This window comes from uncultured Cytophaga sp. (assembly GCF_937863595.1).
Lineage (GTDB): Bacteria > Bacteroidota > Bacteroidia > Cytophagales > Cytophagaceae > Cytophaga.
The window spans coordinates 10,683-31,093 of record NZ_CALMGQ010000088.1 but is presented as its reverse complement, the minus strand read 5'-3'; the positions used below and the strand labels follow the sequence as shown (position 1 = coordinate 31,093).

Genomic DNA, 20,411 nt, shown 5'->3' with positions numbered 1-20,411 from the left:
GAGCCCCAAATTTCTTTGGAGCTCTCAACTGTATAAACTAAACTACAACCATTATTAATTAAGGAAACAATAACAATACATATACAACACATTTTAATAATCAATGGTTTCCTTTACGAGCAATTGTTTTCTAGATTCTTTGAAAAAACGCTTTCTGAAGAATTTATTTACGCGCTCAACTCCACTATCTATAATCATATACATCACAGGTACTAAGAATAAGGTTAAGATTAAAGAACTTGATAATCCACCAATAATAACCCAAGCCATACCATTTTTAACTTCTGCTCCAGATCCTGTTGCAAGTGCAATTGGAAGCATCCCAGTAATCATTGCAATGGTTGTCATCAAGATTGGTCTCAATCGCTCTTTACCAGCTTCTATCAATGCATCAAAACGATTCATGCCTTCTGCTTTTAAGTGATTGGTAAAATCGACAATCAGAATACCATTTTTTGCTACCAAACCTAATAACATAATCAAACCTACAATAGCAAAGATGGATAAAGTTTGCATGCTTAATGCCAAGGCTAATAATGCGCCGATTAAAGCTACAGGTATAGAGAAGAGTACCACAAATGGATATACCAAACTTTCATACAATGCAACCATGATCAAATAAACCAATATTATACCCATTAGCATTGCCATACCAAGACTACCAAAGGCATCTTTTTGATTTTTAGCATCTCCTTGATAATCGATTAATATACCTTCTGGTAATTTTTCATTTTCAAGTCGCGCTTGTATATCTGCAACAATAGTTCCAGATGGTCTCCCAACAGCGGCAGAAGTTACTTTTATGGAATTCATACGATTGGTGCGTTCCAATACTGATTGCCCAAGTATTTCCTTAATGTCAGCTACTTCACCCAAACGGATAGATGTTCCTTTACTATTTCGAATAATAAGGTTCTTAACACTTTCTATATCTTGTTTATCTCCTTTGTCTAACGAAACATTGATGCTGTATTCTTCTCCTTTATCTTTAAACTTCGTTTGGTCATTACCCCTAAAGGCAAGCTGTATAGCATTACCAACTTCAGGCACACTAAAGCCAACGTTAGATAATTTATCGCGATCTAGTTTTATATCTATTTCTGTTTTTAAACTTTTTGTACTGAAATCTACATAGTCTGTACCTGGTGTTTCAACAACTACTTGTTTTAACATACGTGCCGCCTTCCAAAGACTATCCATATCTGTGCCTTTTACGGCAATCATAATTGGTGACTGACTATTACCAGTAATACTAACAGGTAACACCGTTACTTTGATTCCAGGTATTGCACCAATTTTATTTCGCATCTCTGCACCAAATACATCAGATGACATAGTTCGTTCAGATTTATCAACCAAGGTTACTGTAACCTCTGCTAGATTAGAATTTGAAGAACCACCACCCATAGCACCAGATTGTGTACCTACGTTTGTAAATACTTTGATTACTTCAGGTTGCGCCAATAACATGGTCTCAATCTCTTTAACTTTTAAGTTTGTTTGATACAAAGGTGTTTCGGGTGCCAATTCTACTTTAATTGCAAACTCTCCACGATCACCTGTACTAATAAATGCAAAGCCTATAAAACCTGCAGGTAATAATGCTAAAGCACCAATGAAAAGAGCGATAATGGTTAGACCAACCCATCTTTTGTGGTTTAGGGCCCAATACAAACCAATTCCATACGCTTCTTTTAAACTTGTTAAGAAATCTTCAAACTTAATGTTGATATATCCCCACCATGATTTTTTATTTAAAATCTCTAACTTAGCCCATCTAGAAGCAAGTAAAGGGGTTAGAGTAAAGGATACAAATAAACTCATCAAGGTTGAGAATACCACAACCAATGAGAACTCTCTAAGAATATTACCAATAATACCAGAACTTAATGATAAGGGTAGGAATACCACGACATCCACCAAGGTAATTGCAATCGCAGTAAAACCAATTTCACTTCTACCTTCTAATGCAGCTTGCACTTTGTTTTTACCCATCTCTAAATGACGGAAAATATTTTCCAATACTACAATACTATCATCTACAAGAATACCTACAACCAAGGATAGACCCATTAATGTCATTAAGTTTAAGGAGAATCCAAAAACATACATCAGTATAAATGTTGGTATCATGGCAGAAGGAATAGCAACCAATACAAACAAAGAACTGCGGAAGCTATGTAAGAATAACAACATAACCGTTCCTACAATTAACACTGCTAGAAATAAATCATGCGTTACCGCATCAGCAGATGCTAGTGTATACACAGATTGATCTGTTGCAATTTTATAATCAAAGCCTTCTGTTGCATATAATTCTTTTAATTTCTCTAATTGTACTTTAGAAAACTGACTTACATTTACCGTATTGGCGTCTGATTGTTTAACAATTTCAATACCGATACCACTTTGTCCGTTGATTCTATTGATTGTTGTAGATTCTGCTAAGCCATCCGTTACCGTTGCTACATCTTTAATCAAAACTCTGCTACCATCTTTGTTTTCTACAACAACTAGATTTCTTAATTCATCTACTGTTGCAACTTTAGCATTCATGCGTATGGACAACCGATCGTTAGTTGTTTCTACACTACCTGCAGGATATGATGAATTGCTATTGGCTATAATTTGATTTATTTGAGAAGATGAAATTCCATACGCTTGTAATTTATCGTTGTCTAGCGTGATTTTAATCTCACGTTCGTTTCCACCAATAATATTTACAGTACCTACACCTTCAACATTTAATAACAATGGTTTTACTTTTTGATCGATCAAATCGTATAACTTTGATTGTGGAATATTGGCAGTCGCACTAATTTTCAAAACCGGTATTTCATCTAAGTTTACACGTCTAATAACGGGGTCATCTACGTCATCTGGCAGAGTCGCTTTAATTTCATTTATTTTTCGTTCTGCATCCCGTTGCGCATTAATGGTGCTGGTGCCGGGCTTTAATTGAATAACAATCATGGATACACCTTCCATGGAAGTAGATGTAATCATGTCTATGCCTTCAATAGAAGCCACAGCATCTTCAACGGGCTTTGTTATCGAGCTTTGAATTTCATCGGAAGATGCACCTTTATAAATTGTTTGTACGGTGATTACATTTACTTCAAATTTTGGAAGTAAATTATAATCTAAACTTGTATAACTAATCCAACCGAATAAAATCAGTGTGAAGAATATTACTGTAATCAGTAACGGTCTTTTTACGGCTATTTCTGTAATTGACATACCTTTACTTATTTACTAGTGACAACCTGAATGTTACTTCCATCAAATAAATTAATTTGACCGCTAATAATGATTTGTTCTCCAACAGTAAGTCCGTTTACGACTTCAATGTTTTCTCCCAATTCACGACCAATTGTAATTTTTTTCATTTTTGCTTTTGTACCTTCTACCACGTATACATATGGATTTTTCAACCCTTCTGCTAACGCATTTTTAGGTATTTGTAACACATTACGAATAGTCTCAGATCTGAATTCAACTAACGCGTATGTACCAGCCTTTAACGTATTTTTCCCTGAATTTTGTAAGGTCACTTCAATTAAGTAATTATGACTTGCATCTCCCTTTGGACTTATAAAAGAAATTTTTCCTTTAAATTCTACACCAGGGTATACTTCAGAAGTTATGAAAGCAGCTTGACCAAGAACTAAACGATATGCATCTTTTTCATTCACATATACCTGTGCTTTTAATTGTTCAATATTTACAATAGAAGCAATGGCTGTTCCTACATTTGCAAATTCACCTATATTCAAATTTTTATTTGATATAATTCCATTAAATGGAGCGATAATATTGCCATCTGAAATTTGTTTGCGAATTTGATTTGCTTCAATATGTTTGTTGTCATACGCATATTTTGCATCAATTACATTTGTTTCTGTTGCAGCTTTTCCTTGAAACAATTCTTTTGTTCGTTCGTAATCACTTTTTAATTTTGATTCTGATAATTCAATAGCCTCTAGATTTAATTTTTTCAAATCTGTATCTATAGATCCAATAAGTTGACCTTTGTGTACCCTTGAACCATTATCAATACTGAGTTGAGTGATTTTTCCCGAAACAGTAACAGTGATTATTGATTCTTCAAACGGATTTAATGTTGCCGGTAATTGAAATGAACTATTGACAGGTTTTTCTTCAACAGATGCAATGGTTACCGAAACTGGGATTTTAGAACGATCAACAACTTGCTTATTTTCATTGATTGTTTTTTTATTGCTAATCAAACGTAATGCGATTACGGCTATCAATGCCACAATACCGCCAATAATTAAAATCTTCTTCATATGACTGTTCTGGAAAGGGTTTTTATAATTTAGTTGCAAAAGGAATTAAAGTGCCATTCGCTTTTTCATTGTTAAGTGTTGAAGATAATAAATTCAACATGGATGTTATGTAGTTGTTTTGCGCTTCTTTCAACGAATACTCTGAGTTAAGAAGCTCTGTTAGGGTGCCGGTACCTTTTTGATATTGAAGGTTTGTTATATCGAAAACTTCTTGAGCGAGAGTTAAATTTTCTTTATTATTTGTAACATCGTTGTATGATTTCTTCAATTGCGTGTTCGCATTCAATGCTTGCAATCTTAAGGTGTTATTTGTAATCATAAAGTTCTTTTGAAGATTTAATAAATTCAATTGACTTTGTTTTAATTGACTTTCTTTTCTAAACCCACTAAATACTGGAATACTTAGTTTTACACCAATCGCAGAATAATCAAACCATGTTTGAAAAAGCGTGCTGCTTGTTTGGCTATACGATTGTGCACCATATCGTGCATATCCCGTTAGTGTTGGCATGAATGCAGCTTTTTTGCGTTTTACATCAATCTCTTGTAAACGTATTTTTTGCGTATTGATTTTATATGTAAATAATTGTGATACATCAAACTGATTGATATCTGAATCTGGTATTAAACGTCCATAATCCAATGAATCGATAATTGTAAATGACTCTTCTAATGTCATACCCATAGCATCTTTAAGCTTATTTAATCCTAACTCTCTATTTGTTTCAGCCAGTGTTTTCTCAGCAACAATATTTTTATAGGTAACAAGAATGCGGTTATAATCTATTTGTGTAGCGGTACCTTTTTCGTATTGCAACTTTTTTATGTTTAATAATTCTTTATATTTCGTTTCATTGTTCGAAAGGATACGAATTTTTTCAGCATAGATCACTGTTTCAATATAGGCTGCCGTAGTATTGTAAATTAATGTTTCTTGATTTTGTTTTTCATTTAATACTGCCAGTTCTTTGTTAGGTTGGTTTGCTTTGATACCATAAATCATAGATTGGTCATAAATGACTTGATCCAATTGAGCTGTAGTACCGGTTACATATTTTTGTCCCATTTGAAACTTTTGTGGTTCAGGTCCAAATGGTCCTGCAGGAATTATTGATGTTGCCAATTTTAGGTTATCATCCATATTCGTGTTTAAGTTTACTTGGGGTAAATATCCCGCAATTGCTTCTCTACCTTGTTGCTTTGCAATTTCAGAGTTGTTTTTGTAAACCTGATTGCTAAGATGATTTTGTAAACTATAATCTATACACTGTTTTAGCGTATATTTTTGTTGTGCCATTGCCTGTGCAGTTGAGAGCAAGACTAGGAAGGCTAGGAGAGGTATTCTCATATACATTGTTTGTTAAAAGGAGTTGGCTTTAAGTCGTTTGTTGTATAATTATATTGTAGTTCTATATTATTTTTTTTTAGATTCTTTCCACCGTTCAATTAAATGCGGAATTTCTTTTTGAAAGTAGAGCATAAAACTGTTCAATTCTTTTAAACTATCGTTGAGCTCTTTAGTCGCAGCAGGACGTTGATTGATTATCTCATCCATAAGGGTGTTAATGGTTGTAAATCCTTCAAGTTTTTCTTTCATATGCATTTTCCAATTCGAAATAGTAGCTCTAAAGTATCGTTTACGCTCTCCAGGGTTTGTTAAATACTCTACCCGTTTTGTTGTAATCAGTAAATTGATTGCAGTACTCGTTGCACTTTTACTTATTGCTAGTGTATCTTTTATTTCATCGAATGTTAATTCATTTCTATCGGCAATCAATAACAAGGCAAGTACACGAGCGCCAGCAGGGTGAAAACCTTCCTGTTCATAAAATACACCCAATCTTTCAATAAGGCCTCTTTGCTTTTCTGATACTATTTCTTCTGTCATGATCAATGGATTTTGATTCATTACAAAGTTATTAAAAGTTTAATTAGTTCTGAAACAAAAGAGCCAATTAAATAGTACATTAAACAAATGTTTATTAGTTGTCAGTGTATTAGTGAGTTAAATTAATCTAACTGCATATAGAGGATCGAAATCTATTGGAAATCTGCTTTTTTTGATAAAATAGCAGATTAAAAATTAAGGCATAAAAAAACCCAATCGATAAGAATGGGTTTTTTTATCAAAAAATTAGTGTGGTTAATTACTTAACTTTTTTAGTAAGTTCAGTACCAGCTTTGAATTTAACTACTTTTTTAGCTTTGATTTTAATCACTTTGCCAGTTTGCGGGTTTCTACCGTTACGAGCAGCACGCATAGCAGTTTTAAAGCTACCAAATCCGATCAATACAACTGATTCACCTTTTTTAAGCGCTTTTCCAGTTGCATTCAAAAATGCGTCTAAAGCTCTTTTTGAATCTGCTTTAGTTAAACCTGATTCACCTGCAATTGCTTCGATTAATTCTGCCTTGTTCATAATGTGTTGTTTTGTTTGTAAAAGTTATAATTGTAATACGAAATTATAGGAAAACCCTTACCCCGCAAGCGCTTCAGCAATAACTTATCCATTTGTTGATAACTTTATTGGAATTAACATTCCCTGAACCCTACGTTACTAGTGCAATAGCGTGCTAAAGTACAATTCCATTTTTATACCTTTTAGTATATTTATTTTCCTTCAGACACTTGAACTTCAATGTCCATGGTATTTGTAGGAATAGTTTTAGTTTATATACATTTATTTTTAGAATGTGGATATTGTAATATTTCTATAACTGAAATTTTGTAGCCTCTCTACACCTTTAGTATCACGCCTTTTATGAAATCGACAATTTTCGGACTTGTGTTTAAAATAAAATTTTCGTCTGAAAAGTGGACAATTCTATTCTTTGAATTTTTAAACGGTGAATAAGATATGGGTAACCTTCAAATAAATGTTAGCAATGTGTTTATTTTTCCACAAAATGGTTTAAATTGCTATATATGTGGGTTAAAGTGGGTCATAGTGGTTGGATTTTGCTTTTTCTTTATTAAATTTGAATTAACCAATTGTAAATCAGTGTAAAATATATGGGATTCTTTTCAGGGGAATATGACTGTACAGTAGATGCGAAGGGCCGAATGGTCCTGCCTGCTCGTATTAAGTCAAATTTACCCGAAATCGATGCCGGAAATATCGTGCTTTCCAGAGGGTTTGAATCTTGTATTGTTTTGTATTCGCAAACGGAGTTCAAAAAAATCTATTCCAAAGTGGCTGGTCTAAATGAATTCAGTGAAGAGTATAGAATATTTCAACGGAATTTCTTTAGAGGAATCAATGAAATAGAACTGGATGCAAATGGCCGATTACTGATTCCTAAGATGCTTGTACTGCATGCACAGATTGAGAAAGAGATTACAGTAGTAGGAATGGGTAATAGAGTGGAGATATGGTCTCCGGAGTTATATCAAAAGTATTTGATTCAAGACCCATCCGAATTAGCACAATTAGCAGAGAAATATTTAGCACCAACAAAAAACGAATAAAGACTTATGTATCACGTTCCGGTTTTATTAAAAGAAAGTGTTGAAGGCTTAGCTATTAATCCGGAGGGTATCTACGTCGATGTTACATTTGGTGGCGGTGGCCATAGCCGTGAAATATTGAAACATCTAAAAGGTGGTAAATTATATGCCTTCGATCAAGATGCAGATGCAGTTGATAATGCTAAAGATTTAATTGGTCCCAATTTTACTCTTATTCCCGCAAACTTTAGATACATAAAAAAATACCTACGCTTAAATGGGGTAGATAAAGTGGATGGTTTATTGGGTGATTTAGGAATTTCATCCCATCAAATTGATACTCCAGAGCGTGGTTTCTCCATTCGGTATGATGCGCCATTAGACATGCGCATGGATCGTGCCATTGAAAAAACCGCTGCAGATATTATAAATAAATACTCTGAACATGGTTTGCATAGCATTCTTGGTATGTATGGCGAAGTTCGTAATGCTAAAACCTTAGCACAAGCGTTGGTTAAAGAACGTATCAACAAGACTATTAATCGCACCTCAGAACTTATTGAAGTACTTTCTAAATATGCACCCAGAGGAAAAGAAAGTAAATATTATGCACAAGTATTTCAAGCACTTCGAATTGAAGTAAACGAAGAACTTGAAGCACTTAAAGATTTATTAGAACAAAGTCAGCAGGTGTTGAAACCTGGCGGAAGACTATCCATAATCAGTTACCATTCTCTGGAAGATCGCTTAGTGAAAAATTTTGTTCAACAAGGCAAATTTCATGGAGATGCAGATAAGGATTTGTATGGCAATACCAACAAACCATTTAACGCAGTTTGTAAAGCTATTGATCCAAATGATGAAGAAAAAGAACGTAACAACCGTGCTAGAAGTGCACGCTTAAGAATAGCAGAAAGAGTTTAATTTCAATATGGCAAAAAATACAGTAAGAGCTACTCCACAGGTTGAAGAACCTATTACCAAGAGCACTAAAGCTACTGGTAAAGGAATGTTTTCTATTGTAGATAAATACATACCAATCGGGAATATATTCAATGAAGGCTTGCCTGTTCAATATGTGCCGAAGGTATTGTTTTTTGCTTTTATGATGATGTTGTATATAGCGAATGCACATTATGCAGATAAACTTGTTCGTAAAACGAGTAGATTAAATTCAGAAGTAAATGATTTAAGAGCTGATTTTACTACACTGAAAGCAGACTTGATGTTTAAAAGCAAACAATCTGAAGTAGCAAAACAAGTTCAAAGTCTTGGACTAACAGAAAGTACTGTGCCACCTACAAAAATAACAGAGAAGCAACGTGAATATTAAAAAATCCATCGTCCTTCGTATTCGTATTGCCTTTTTGGTAATACTGTTATTTTCTTTTGCCATTGGATATAAAATAGTAAGTATTCAATTTCTAAAAAGCGAAAGATGGGCCAAACTACACGAAGAAAATTTGTTGGACTTTAAAGATGTAAAGCCAACACGTGGCAATATTTTTTCAGCAGATGGAAGTTTACTTGCTACGTCTTTACCTTTTTATAGAGTATGTATCGATCCAACAATTGCGGATAACGATACTTATAGAAAAGGCATAGATAAATTGGCTATTAATCTTCAAAATTATTATAAAGATAAAACAGCATCTGAATATAAAAGAAAAATCAACGATGCACGTAGAGGAAATAAACGGTACATCATTCTAAATCATAAACTAATTAATTATCAAGATAAAAAACTGATGTCTGAATGGCCTATTTTTTCGGAAGGAAGATCTAGGGGTGGGATTGTGTTTGAAAAAGTAGATAAACGTTTTATGCCGTTTTCTTTTTTAGCACAACGTACAGTTGGTTTTGTAAATGAAGAAAATAATGGTGCTGGTTTGGAATACAGTTTCAACAAGGAGCTTGCTGGAAAGAATGGAAAAGCGTTATTTAGAAAAATGTCTGGCGGAAATTGGAAACCAGTGCATGACGAAAATGAAATAATGCCCGTTGATGGTATTGATATTGTGACAACGATCGACATCAATATTCAAGATGTAGCCGAAGCTTCACTTCGCAACCATTTAGCTGCCCATGATGCAGATTATGGATGTGTTGTTTTAATGGAAGTTGCGACAGGCGAAATTAAGGCGATTGCAAATTTAGGGAAAGTTGGAGAAGGACGTTATGCGGAAAATTACAATTATGCAATGGGGAACCAAGGCTTAACGGAGCCAGGCTCAACGTTTAAATTGGCTTCTGTAATTGCCTTGTTTGAAGATACGGACATCAATTTAGCGGATACCATTGATACTGGAAATGGCGAATATGAATTTTATGACCGTGTGATGCGTGATTCTAAGCCTGGTGGTTATGGAAAAATTACGCTTCAACAAGCGTTTGAAAAATCTTCAAACATTGCAATTTCTAAAAAGGTAAATGAATACTTTGGTGCTAAGCCAGAAAAATTCTTAGAATACATCCGAAATATGGGGCTTACAGAGCCAGTTGTATTTCAAATGGATGGTGTTGCTAAACCTTATTTTAAATCAACGGCATCAAAAACGTGGAGTGGTACTACTTTGCCTTGGATGTCTATCGGCTATGAATTAAGTATGTCACCTATACATACCTTGTCTTTTTACAACGGTGTTGCCAATAATGGGAAAATGGTTCGACCAATGATTGTAAAACAAACACGTGTGGCGGATCATATTTTAGACAGCTATGAAACAGAGGTTGTAGTTGACAGAATGTGTTCGGATGAAACTCTCCGCAAAGTAAAAATTATGTTGGAAGGTGTTGTCGAAAATGGAACTGCTTCCAATATAAAAAATGTGAATTATAAGATTGCAGGTAAAACGGGTACCGCTCAACGATTGGTTAAACAAAGTTATACGCGTACCTATTATACATCTTTTGTTGGATATTTTCCAGCAGATCGACCGAAGTATAGTTGCATCGTTGTGATTGATAATCCGAAAGGATATAATCTTTACGGTTCAGATGTTGCAGCACCCGTATTTAAAGAGGTCGCAGATAAAATATTTGCACAAGATTTGGAATTGCATAAACCAATGGTGGAAAAAATAATGGAAAATCCAGGTATTTATCCCGCAATAAAAGGTGGCTTATTCGATGATATGAAATACTTATGTGATGAACTTAAAATACCACATCACAAAAGTTCGAATGCAAATGATGATTGGGTTGTTTCACACTTAGAAAATAAAACAGTTATCTGGTATGATCGGAAAATTGTTACTGGTATTGTTCCGAATGTAAATGGATTGAAGTTGAAAGATGCTTTATATGTGCTTGAGAATATTGGCTTACATGTAAATTATCAAGGTTCAGGTAGAGTTGTTTCTCAATCTATAACAGCTGGTACGAGATATAATAAAGGCAATCACATTACCCTAGTTTTAAACTAATATGCAGGTAAAAGATTTAATATATAAGGTCTCTTTATTATCGGTTTCTGGAAGAACGGATACAGATGTTGCTGCTATATGTTTCGATTCTAGAAAGGTTGAAGCTGGGTGCATGTTTATAGCTGTTAGGGGTGTAAGCAGCGACGGTCATACATACATGAACGATGTAATTCGTAAAGGTGCAGGTGTGATTGTTTGTGAAGAACTTCCAGTATTAGATGGGGATACAGACTGTGTAATTATACAAGTAAAAGATACATCTGAAGCGTTAGGGATAATTGCTGCTAATTTTTATGGTAATCCTTCTACTAAGTTAAAGTTGGTTGGTATAACAGGTACGAATGGTAAAACGACTACTGTAACCTTATTGTATACGCTATTTAGAAAACTAGCATATAAGACAGGTTTAATTTCAACGGTCGAAAATAAAATTGAAGATAAAGTAATTGTCTCTACTCATACTACTCCAGATGCTATTTCAATAAATAAATTATTATTTGAAATGGTAGAAGCGGGTTGTACACATTGCTTTATGGAAGTCAGTTCACATGCTGCTGTTCAAAGACGTATTGCAGGTTTGCATTTTGTAGGTGCTATATTTAGTAACATTACCCACGATCATTTAGATTATCACAAAACCTTTGATGAATATATCAAAGCTAAAAAACTATTTTTTGATGGTTTACCAAATGACTCTTTTGCATTGATTAATGCAGACGATAAGCGTGGTAGAGTGATGATTCAAAACACACGTGCCAAAACGTATACGTATTCATTGCTAACCATGGCCGATTTTAAAGCTAAACTTGTTACAACAAGTATGGAAGGTTTGGAAATGGAAGTCGACGGTTTTCAGGCTTGGTTTCGATTGATAGGTAATTTTAATGCGTACAATTTGCTGGCTGTATATGGTACTGCCGTTTTACTTGGGGAAGATAAAGAAGAAGTGCTCATGCAATTGTCTTCCATCGAACCAACGAATGGACGTTTTGAACAATTTATTTCAGAATCAAAAATATGCATCGTTGTTGACTATGCACATACACCCGATGCATTAAAGAATGTATTAGAAACAATTGCTCAGTTAAAAGAATCGCACAAAGTGATTACAGTTGTTGGTTGTGGTGGAAATAGAGATTCAGCTAAAAGACCTATCATGGCAGATATCGCATGTCAATTTAGTGATCATATCATTTTGACTGCTGATAACCCAAGAGATGAAGAACCCCAGGAGATAATTGATCAAATGGTTAAGGGAATTCGGGTGGTTGATAAGAAAAAAGTCCTGTCTGTTCTAGATAGGAGAGAAGCTATAAAATTCGCTTGTACATTGGCTGTCCCGGGCGATATTATTCTCATTGCGGGAAAAGGTCATGAAACATATCAAGAAATTAAAGGAGTGAAACACGCTTTTGATGATCGATTAATTGTAAAAGAAGTATTGGCAACATTAGGTAAATAATTTATGATAACTACTTTTTTAGAAATCAAACATTTCAATCAGACAACTGTAAAATATTCAGTTGAGCGATTTGTTGTTTTGCTCAGCGATGCAAATCGATTGGATTTGTCTGAGCGTATTGATTTGCTGTATGCAGAAATTGTACATGCATTGCATCAAGCAGAAGTTTCAAATTCAAATCATGAATATAGATTAAATATGCTTGCTGCTTCAAAGCAGTCTAAAGGCCTATTGAATTTAATTCGATTTATAAAAATATATAAAATTGTTCCTGTCTTAGAGGAAGACTACAAAGACTTTGCTGACTTAGTAGATCATATCGAGCAAGCAAGAAGGGATTCAAACAAACGTGCAAACGCTTTTAAAACTTTAGACTAGTCCAATGACTTACGAACTACTAAGTAACCGAACTTTTGAACTTTCTAATAGGATTATGGAACTCTATGCTATTCTGTTAAAGAATAATGAAATGGAGTTATCCGCAAGACTATTAAAATACGGTTTGTCTATTCGCAAGCACTCTGAAACCGCTTGGGCATCAACAAGTCAAATGGATTTTACAGAAGCAATATCTACTGCATCAGAAATGTCTGTGCAAACAAGGTATTGGTTAAAGTTAATTCAAATGAAACATCCACTAAGTGGAGAATGTGATGCATGTGTTGAATTACTAAACAATGTAATTAACATGTTGAATTACATTATTGGCCATAATGAACAATATCATTTTCAACTTCAATATCAGTCGAACTAATGTTATACTACTTATTTGAATATTTGGAAAACCGATATGACTTGCTTGGTGCAGGCGTATTTCAATACATCTCTTTCCGAGCAGGTATGGCGGCATTTGTTTCGTTGTTGATTGCATTGGTTTTTGGTAAAAAAATTATTGGATTTATTCAAAACAAACAAATAGGTGAAAGTATCCGTGACCTTGGACTTGAAGGTCAGATGGAAAAGAAAGGTACGCCTACCATGGGTGGTTTGATGATCATTTTATGCATCGTTATACCAACTTTGTTATTTGCTAAAATTACCAATATATATATCATCCTTTTATTAATTTCTACTATATGGCTCGGTTTTATTGGCTTTATGGATGATTATATTAAAGTATTTAAAAAAAATAAAGAAGGTCTTCAAGGGAAGTTTAAAATTATTGGGCAAGTTACGCTGGGATTGGTTGTTGGCTTAACCTTACTTTATAATTCAAGTGTTGTAGTGAGACAATACATATTACCTGATGGAAGCGTTTCAACCATTCAGAGTTCTGCAGTTTATACAGATGTAGAGTCTAGTTTAACAACCATTCCATTTTTGAAAAATAATGAATTAGATTACGGATCCATTACGTGTATGGTAACCGATAATTGTACACCTGTATTATATGTGTTATTAGTAATCGTAGTAATTACTGCGGTTTCAAATGGTGCAAATATTACAGATGGAATTGATGGCTTGGCAGCAGGAACTTCTGCTATTATTGCTGCAACCTTAAGCATTTTTGCCTATGTATCGGGTAATGCTATTTTTGCCAGTTATTTAAATATCATGTATATTCCATATAGTGGAGAATTGGTAATTTTTGGTGCTGCCTTAATGGGAGCTTGTATTGGTTTCTTATGGTTTAACTCTTACCCAGCCCAAATATTTATGGGTGATACAGGTAGCTTGGCCTTAGGTGGAGTAATTGCTGTTATGGCAATTGCTGTAAGAAAAGAATTATTGCTTCCTGTAATTTGTGGCATTTTCGTAATTGAAAATTTATCCGTTATCATTCAGGTTTCTTATTTTAAATACACCAAGAAAAAGTATGGGGAAGGTCGACGGATTTTCAAAATGTCGCCCTTACATCATCACTATCAAAAATCTGGGTTTCACGAATCTAAAATCGTAACCCGTTTTTGGATTGTAGGAATTCTATTAGCAATTCTTTCGTTAGCTACATTAAAATTAAGATAATTCATGTATAAAAAAGTTGTCATATTAGGTTCAGGTGAAAGTGGTGTAGGCGCTGCTTTGCTTTCAAAGGCAAAGGGCTATGATACATTTGTGTCTGATTCAAATTTGATTGCTGAAAAATATGTGAATGAATTGCTAGCAGCAGATATCCCGTTTGAACAGGGATTGCATACGGAGGATCAGATTTTGTCTGCTAACCTTATTATAAAAAGTCCAGGTATTCCTGAAAAAGCTCCTATAATGAAATTAATTCGTGCCAAAGGTATTGAAGTAATTTCTGAAATAGAATTTGCTTATAGACATATTGTTGGGGCTTGTAAAATTGTTGCAATAACAGGAAGTAATGGTAAAACAACTACTACCTTATTAACGCATCACATTCTTACAACGCTAGGTTTTTCAGTTGGTTTAGGTGGCAATATTGGTACGAGCTTCGCTAGACAAATCATTGAAGAAGAAAAAGAAATTTATGTATTGGAGTTAAGTAGTTTTCAATTGGATGATATGTCTACTTTTAAAGCACATGTTGCAGTGTTGTTAAATATCACTCCAGATCACTTGGACCGTTACGAGTACAAATTTGAAAATTACGTTGCTTCTAAATTTAAAATATTTCAAAATCTTACCCCTTCTGATTTTTATATTACCTATTCTGAAGATGCAGTAATAGAGAAAACAAAAAGTGAATACACGATTGATGCACGTTATCAACCTGTATCATTAACGCAATTGCATAGCACAGGTGCGTATTCAGATGGGAAGACAATTCAAGTGCATGGTTTAGACGATACAATTATTTCATGTAACGTGGATACATTCCCAATTTCAGGAAAGCACAATCAGTTGAATGTGATGGCTGCTATGAATGCATCTATTGCAATTGGTGCCGATCCTACAAAAGCATTTGAAGCGATAAAAAGTTTTAGAAATGCACCGCATCGCTTAGAGTTTGTTGCTTCTATTTATGGGGTAAAATATGTAAATGACTCAAAGGCAACCAACGTAGATTCTGTTTGGTATGCCTTAGATAGCATGCAAACACCTGTAGTATTAATTATGGGTGGAGTGGATAAAGGAAATGATTACGCACAGATTACGTCTTTAGTAAAAGATAAGGTTCATACAATTGTTGCTTTAGGAGTTGATAACTCAAAAGTGATTTCTGGATTTGCTCCTCTACAAATAGAAATAAAAGAAGCCACATCGATGGTTGAAGCAATTCGCATCGCACACGATTCGGCAAAAAAAGGTGATACCATTCTACTTTCTCCTGCTTGTGCAAGTTTTGACTTGTTTAAGAATTATGAAGATCGTGGAAATCAGTTTAGGAAATTAGTAGTTGAACTAGCAGGTTAATAAAAATATATGTTGAATAAAGTAACATATTGGTTAAAGGAGAATTTGAAAGGAGATCCATTCATTTGGGCTATTATTATGTTTCTCTCATTAATTAGTGTCGCTGTTGTTTATAGCGCATCGAGTTCACTTGCTTTTCAAAAAAAGGATGGCGATACCTTGTATTATTTAATCAAACATGGCGGTTTGATTATTGGCAGTTTAATTTTAGTGTGGTTAGCTCATAAAGTAGATTATAAATACTATTCTCGTTTGAGTCGTTTTGCATTAATTATTTCTGTACCTATTCTTGTGTTTACTTTTATAATGGGGGGGGAATTAAATGGTGCAAGTCGTTGGTTGGTTATCCCAATTATCAATCAATCTTTTCAGCCATCCGATTTAGCCAAACTGGCATTGATAGCGAACTTGGCAAGTATGCTTGCTAAGCGTCAAGCAAATATTGAGAACTTTAAAGAATCTTTTATTCCCATTGTATTGTGGTGCGGATTGATTTGTGGACTTATTGCCTTGTCCAACTTATCTACTGCTTTAATTTTATTTTCAACGTGTTTGTTGTTGATGTTTATTGGTCGTGTGCCACTCAAGTATTTAGTTATGCTTGTTTTAGTGGGAGCTATATTTGGTACAATTGCTTTAAAAGTTGGTCAACGTCTGGAAACTGCTATTAGTCGTATTGAACATTTCTTCGATGATTCAGGTGAAGTACCTTATCAAGCAGAGCAAGCATTCATTGCAATATGGAATGGTGGATTATTTGGTAGAGGTCCGGGAAATAGTGATTTGAAATATTTCTTACCACAATCATCTTCTGATTTTATTTATGCCATTATTATTGAAGAGTATGGTTTAATTGGCGGCTTGTTTGTATTATTTCTGTATTTAGCTTTGCTATATCGAGGTATGAAAACAGTTGTAAATAGTGAGCGCGCATATGGCGGCTTGCTTTCAGCTGGTTTGGCATTTAGTCTTGTTGGACAAGCAATGATAAATATGGGCGTAGCAGTAGGACTTGGTCCGATTACGGGTCAACCTTTGCCTTTATTAAGTATGGGTGGAACTTCCTTATTATTTACGGGATTGTCTTTAGGAATTATATTAAGTGTAAGCAGAGGAGATATTTCAGAATCTACTAATTCATCCGAACCGAAGTATGCAACATCGTAATCCATATCGAGTAATCATTAGCGGCGGCGGTACTGGCGGACATATTTATCCAGCAGTAGCGATTGCAAATGAAATCAAAGCGCGTTTTCCAGATGCGGATATTTTATTTGTAGGCGCTAAAGGTCGTATGGAAATGCAAAAAGTGCCAGCTGCTGGTTATAAGATTGAAGGCTTATGGATTAGTGGTATTCAACGTAAACTTACAATCGACAACCTTGCGTTTCCACTTAAAGTAATAATGAGTTTTTGGAATGCGCGTAAAATAATTAAATCGTTTAAACCGGATATTGCAATCGGAGTTGGCGGTTATGCAAGCTGGCCATTATTGCAAGCTGCAAATGCGTTAGGCATACCGACCTTAATTCAAGAGCAAAACTCTTACGCAGGTATTGCTAATAAAGCCTTGTCTAAAAAAGTAAAAGCAATCTGTGTTGCCTATGATCGCATGGAGCGTTTTTTTCCAGGGGATAAAATTATATATACTGGAAATCCAGTTCGTAAAAATATCGTGGATTTTAAATTTTATGGTTTGGGAGCACACGAATTCTTTGGTTTAAAACGAGGAGTACCTACCATATTTGTAATGGGTGGAAGTTTGGGGGCACGTACCATAAATATTTCCATAGAACGCCATTTGGAAGAGTTAAAGAATGCAGGTGTACAAGTGTTATGGCAAACAGGCAAATCCTATTACGAAGAATTGAAAAAATACAATTCGGATACCATTAAAGTAACCGATTTTATTGCAGATATGAATAAGGCCTATGCCATGGCAGATGTTATCGTTTCTAGGGCGGGTGCTTTGTCTATTTCAGAATTATCCATTGTTGGTAAACCATGTATTTTAGTGCCTTCGCCAAATGTTGCAGAAGATCATCAAACGAAGAATGCGAAAGCGCTTTCAGAAAAATCTGCTGCATGGATGGTAAAGGATATGGATGCTCCACAAGAATTAGTACAAAAAGCATTAGAATTGTTGAAAGATAAAGCTTCTCAAGAGCTATTAATTAAAAATATAAAAGGTTTTGCAAAACCGAATGCAACGGAGAAAATTGTAGATACGGTTGTTGAAATCATGAATGAATTAAAAAAGTGAATTTAAAAAGTATACATAGCGTCTATTTAATTGGTATCGGTGGTATCGGTATGAGTGCTTTGGCCAGATGGTTCAAGCAAAATAACTATGCCGTCGGAGGCTATGATAAAACTTCTTCTGATTTAACTAAAGCCTTGGAAGCTGAAGGTATGTGGATTCACTATTCTGATAATGTGGATGAAATTCCAGCGGAGTTTAAGAGCAAGGATTCATCTTTAATCATATTCACGCCTGCAATTCCTAAAGAACAAAGTGAATTGAATTTCTTTAGAGATCAATCGTATCAATTATATAAACGCTCTCAAGTTTTGGGTTTCTTAACCAAAGAAATCAAAACGATAGGTATTGCTGGTACGCATGGTAAAACCACAACCTCATCCATGGCTGCGCATATCATGAATGAATCGGGTATGCCATGCAGTGCATTTTTGGGAGGCATTACTCAAAATTACAATACCAATGTATTAATTGGAAATCATGCGAATGGTTCAGGATGGGTTGTTGCGGAAGCGGATGAATACGATCGTTCGTTCTTGCAATTAAGTCCGGATATAGCGGTGATTAACAATATGGATCCAGACCATTTAGATATTTATGAGAACGAACAAGCATTTTATGATTCGTTTAATGAATATGTAAAACGTTTGAAACCAAACGGTATTCTTATAAGAAGAGTAGACGTAGATATTCAAGTGCCTGCTCAGGCATCTAAATCCGTAACTTTCGGAGAGGCTATTGAAGCGGATTATCGCATTCAAAACGTTGTTGTTGAAGATGGAGGTGTAAGCTTTAGTATCGATCACGATTTCAGTCGCTGGAATAATATACGCATTGAGATGCCGGGTATGCACAATGTGATGAATGCTACTGCTGCATTCTTAGCTGCACATTTTGCTGGTGTATCGATTGATTCTATTCGGGCTAGCTTATCAACATTTGGTGGAGTTAAAAGAAGATTTGAATACATCTATAAGAATGAAAATCTCGTATATGTAGATGATTACGCCCATCATCCTACAGAATTGGAAGCGTTGTTGAAGGCTGTACGAATGGTGTTTCCAGGGAAGAAGGTTGCAACTATTTTTCAGCCACATTTGTATACACGCACGCGTGATTTTATGAATGAGTTTGCTCAAAGCCTTGCATTGACAGACGAATTGTTGTTGATGGATATTTATCCAGCACGAGAATTACCTATTGAGGGGATTACTTCAGAAGCATTGTTGGAATTAATTCCTTCTAAAAATAAAAAAGTAGTTACGAAAGATTCACTACTTCATGAATTAGAAAAATTGAATTATGATGTTGTCGTAACAGCGGGCGCTGGAGATATCGATCGTTTTATTCAACCCATAAAAATGCTTTGTGAAAATAAGTATGGCAAAGGAAAGTAATATAAAGTCGACTTGGAAGATAGGACCTCCTTTTTGGAACACACTAACGTTTGTTGCTATGGGTGTTTTTATGTTCTTTTTGATCAGCTTTGTAGAGAACCAACAGGCCAATAGAGTTGTGAAGTCTACCTTGGTAAAGATCAATTATGAAGCCGATAACTACTTTGTAGATGAAGCGGATATTGTTCGGACCTTAACGTTAAATGATGCCGATCAAATTGTGGGTAAAAAATATAGAGATATTGATTTGAAAAATCTAGAATTACGATTGGAAAGCATTAAATTTGTGGAAGATGCGCAAATAAGTGCAGATCACAAGGGAACCTTAATGGTTGAAATAGTACAAAGCAAACCAATTGCTAGAATTGTTAATCAAAATGGACCGCATGCTTACATTGGAAGCAATGCTACAGCGCTGTCGACTTCAGATAAATTTACTTCTCGTGTTTTAATCATTGACGGACCATTTGCGTCCAGGTTGATGAAAGAAAATTATTTACTTGCCGATTCTGTTGGTAGTAATTATTTTAAACTTATTCAATACATCGATCAACATGATTATTGGAAAAAGATGATTTCTCAAATCACCTTGCAAGCAAATGGTAATGTAATCATGCAGCCGCAAATTGGTGATTATGTTATTCAATTTGGTAAGCCAATAGAAATAGAAAATAAGTTTATAAAAATAGATATGTTTTATAAAGATATACTTCCAATGAAAGGTTGGGATGCATATAAGACAGTGAATGTATCTTTTGATAATCAAATAGTTTGTGAATAATTTTTGA

The 20,411-nt window shown here is 34.7% G+C and carries 18 protein-coding genes; 13 read left to right on the top strand and 5 right to left on the bottom strand.

Features of this window, described 5'->3' with window-relative positions; all coding sequences use genetic code 11:
- Positions 1-93: 93 nt before the first annotated feature.
- The 5 genes from Q0543_RS08180 to Q0543_RS08160 all read right to left on the bottom strand — a co-directional run bounded on the left by Q0543_RS08180 (position 94) and on the right by Q0543_RS08160 (position 6,730).
- Positions 94-3,240, bottom strand: coding sequence for an efflux RND transporter permease subunit (locus Q0543_RS08180; protein WP_299251174.1), 3,147 nt, complete (start codon positions 3,238-3,240; stop codon positions 94-96).
- A gap of 8 nt (positions 3,241-3,248) precedes the next feature.
- Entirely contained in the window at positions 3,249-4,310 is a 1,062-nt protein-coding gene (locus Q0543_RS08175) for an efflux RND transporter periplasmic adaptor subunit (protein ID WP_299251172.1), read from the bottom strand.
- 22 nt (positions 4,311-4,332) lie between these two features.
- Complete coding sequence (locus tag Q0543_RS08170; RefSeq protein WP_299251171.1) at positions 4,333-5,658, bottom strand: TolC family protein; 1,326 nt, start codon at positions 5,656-5,658, stop codon at positions 4,333-4,335.
- A gap of 66 nt (positions 5,659-5,724) precedes the next feature.
- A complete protein-coding gene (locus Q0543_RS08165; RefSeq protein WP_299251169.1) occupies positions 5,725-6,219 on the bottom strand; it encodes a MarR family transcriptional regulator in 495 nt (164 codons plus the stop codon).
- Positions 6,220-6,457: 238 nt separating this feature from the next.
- Entirely contained in the window at positions 6,458-6,730 is a 273-nt protein-coding gene (locus Q0543_RS08160) for an HU family DNA-binding protein (protein WP_299251167.1), read from the bottom strand.
- Positions 6,731-7,323: 593 nt separating this feature from the next.
- Between Q0543_RS08160 and mraZ the strand changes: the two genes are divergently transcribed.
- The 13 genes from mraZ to Q0543_RS08095 are packed head-to-tail and all read left to right on the top strand — an operon-like array spanning position 7,324 to position 20,404.
- A complete protein-coding gene (gene mraZ / locus Q0543_RS08155; protein WP_299251165.1) occupies positions 7,324-7,779 on the top strand; it encodes a division/cell wall cluster transcriptional repressor MraZ in 456 nt (151 codons plus the stop codon).
- Positions 7,780-7,785: 6 nt separating this feature from the next.
- Complete coding sequence (gene rsmH / locus Q0543_RS08150) at positions 7,786-8,682, top strand: 16S rRNA (cytosine(1402)-N(4))-methyltransferase RsmH (protein WP_299251162.1); 897 nt, start codon at positions 7,786-7,788, stop codon at positions 8,680-8,682.
- A gap of 7 nt (positions 8,683-8,689) precedes the next feature.
- The gene (locus Q0543_RS08145; protein WP_299251160.1) at positions 8,690-9,091 is read left to right on the top strand and encodes an FtsL-like putative cell division protein; all 402 of its coding nucleotides are present in this window, start codon (positions 8,690-8,692) and stop codon (positions 9,089-9,091) included.
- On the top strand, positions 9,081-11,183 hold the full coding sequence (locus tag Q0543_RS08140; protein WP_299251158.1) for a penicillin-binding protein: 2,103 nt from the start codon (positions 9,081-9,083) through the stop codon (positions 11,181-11,183). Before Q0543_RS08145 ends, Q0543_RS08140 begins: the two co-directional genes overlap by 11 nt.
- A gap of 1 nt (position 11,184) precedes the next feature.
- Positions 11,185-12,645 carry a UDP-N-acetylmuramoyl-L-alanyl-D-glutamate--2,6-diaminopimelate ligase gene (locus tag Q0543_RS08135; protein ID WP_299251156.1) on the top strand — a complete coding sequence of 487 codons (1,461 nt, stop codon included), beginning with the start codon at positions 11,185-11,187 and terminating at the stop codon, positions 12,643-12,645.
- Between the two features lie 3 nt (positions 12,646-12,648).
- Entirely contained in the window at positions 12,649-13,023 is a 375-nt protein-coding gene (locus tag Q0543_RS08130) for a hypothetical protein (protein ID WP_299251154.1), read from the top strand.
- A gap of 4 nt (positions 13,024-13,027) precedes the next feature.
- A complete protein-coding gene (locus tag Q0543_RS08125; RefSeq protein ID WP_299251152.1) occupies positions 13,028-13,399 on the top strand; it encodes a four helix bundle protein in 372 nt (123 codons plus the stop codon).
- Positions 13,399-14,610 (top strand): phospho-N-acetylmuramoyl-pentapeptide-transferase, encoded by a 1,212-nt coding sequence (gene mraY / locus Q0543_RS08120; RefSeq protein WP_299251150.1) that lies wholly within the window; start codon positions 13,399-13,401, stop codon positions 14,608-14,610. Before Q0543_RS08125 ends, mraY begins: the two co-directional genes overlap by 1 nt.
- Positions 14,611-14,613: 3 nt before the next feature.
- Positions 14,614-15,966, top strand: coding sequence for a UDP-N-acetylmuramoyl-L-alanine--D-glutamate ligase (gene murD, locus Q0543_RS08115; RefSeq protein WP_299251148.1), 1,353 nt, complete (start codon positions 14,614-14,616; stop codon positions 15,964-15,966).
- A gap of 9 nt (positions 15,967-15,975) precedes the next feature.
- On the top strand, positions 15,976-17,133 hold the full coding sequence (locus Q0543_RS08110) for an FtsW/RodA/SpoVE family cell cycle protein (protein ID WP_299251146.1): 1,158 nt from the start codon (positions 15,976-15,978) through the stop codon (positions 17,131-17,133).
- On the top strand, positions 17,120-18,229 hold the full coding sequence (murG, locus tag Q0543_RS08105; protein WP_299251143.1) for an undecaprenyldiphospho-muramoylpentapeptide beta-N-acetylglucosaminyltransferase: 1,110 nt from the start codon (positions 17,120-17,122) through the stop codon (positions 18,227-18,229). The genes Q0543_RS08110 and murG overlap by 14 nt, the downstream gene beginning before the upstream one ends.
- Complete coding sequence (murC, locus tag Q0543_RS08100) at positions 18,226-19,623, top strand: UDP-N-acetylmuramate--L-alanine ligase (RefSeq protein WP_299251141.1); 1,398 nt, start codon at positions 18,226-18,228, stop codon at positions 19,621-19,623. The genes murG and murC overlap by 4 nt, the downstream gene beginning before the upstream one ends.
- Positions 19,607-20,404: a cell division protein gene (locus tag Q0543_RS08095; RefSeq protein ID WP_299251139.1), complete on the top strand. Its 798-nt coding sequence runs from the start codon at positions 19,607-19,609 to the stop codon at positions 20,402-20,404. The genes murC and Q0543_RS08095 overlap by 17 nt, the downstream gene beginning before the upstream one ends.
- The last annotated feature ends 7 nt before the right edge of the window (positions 20,405-20,411 follow it).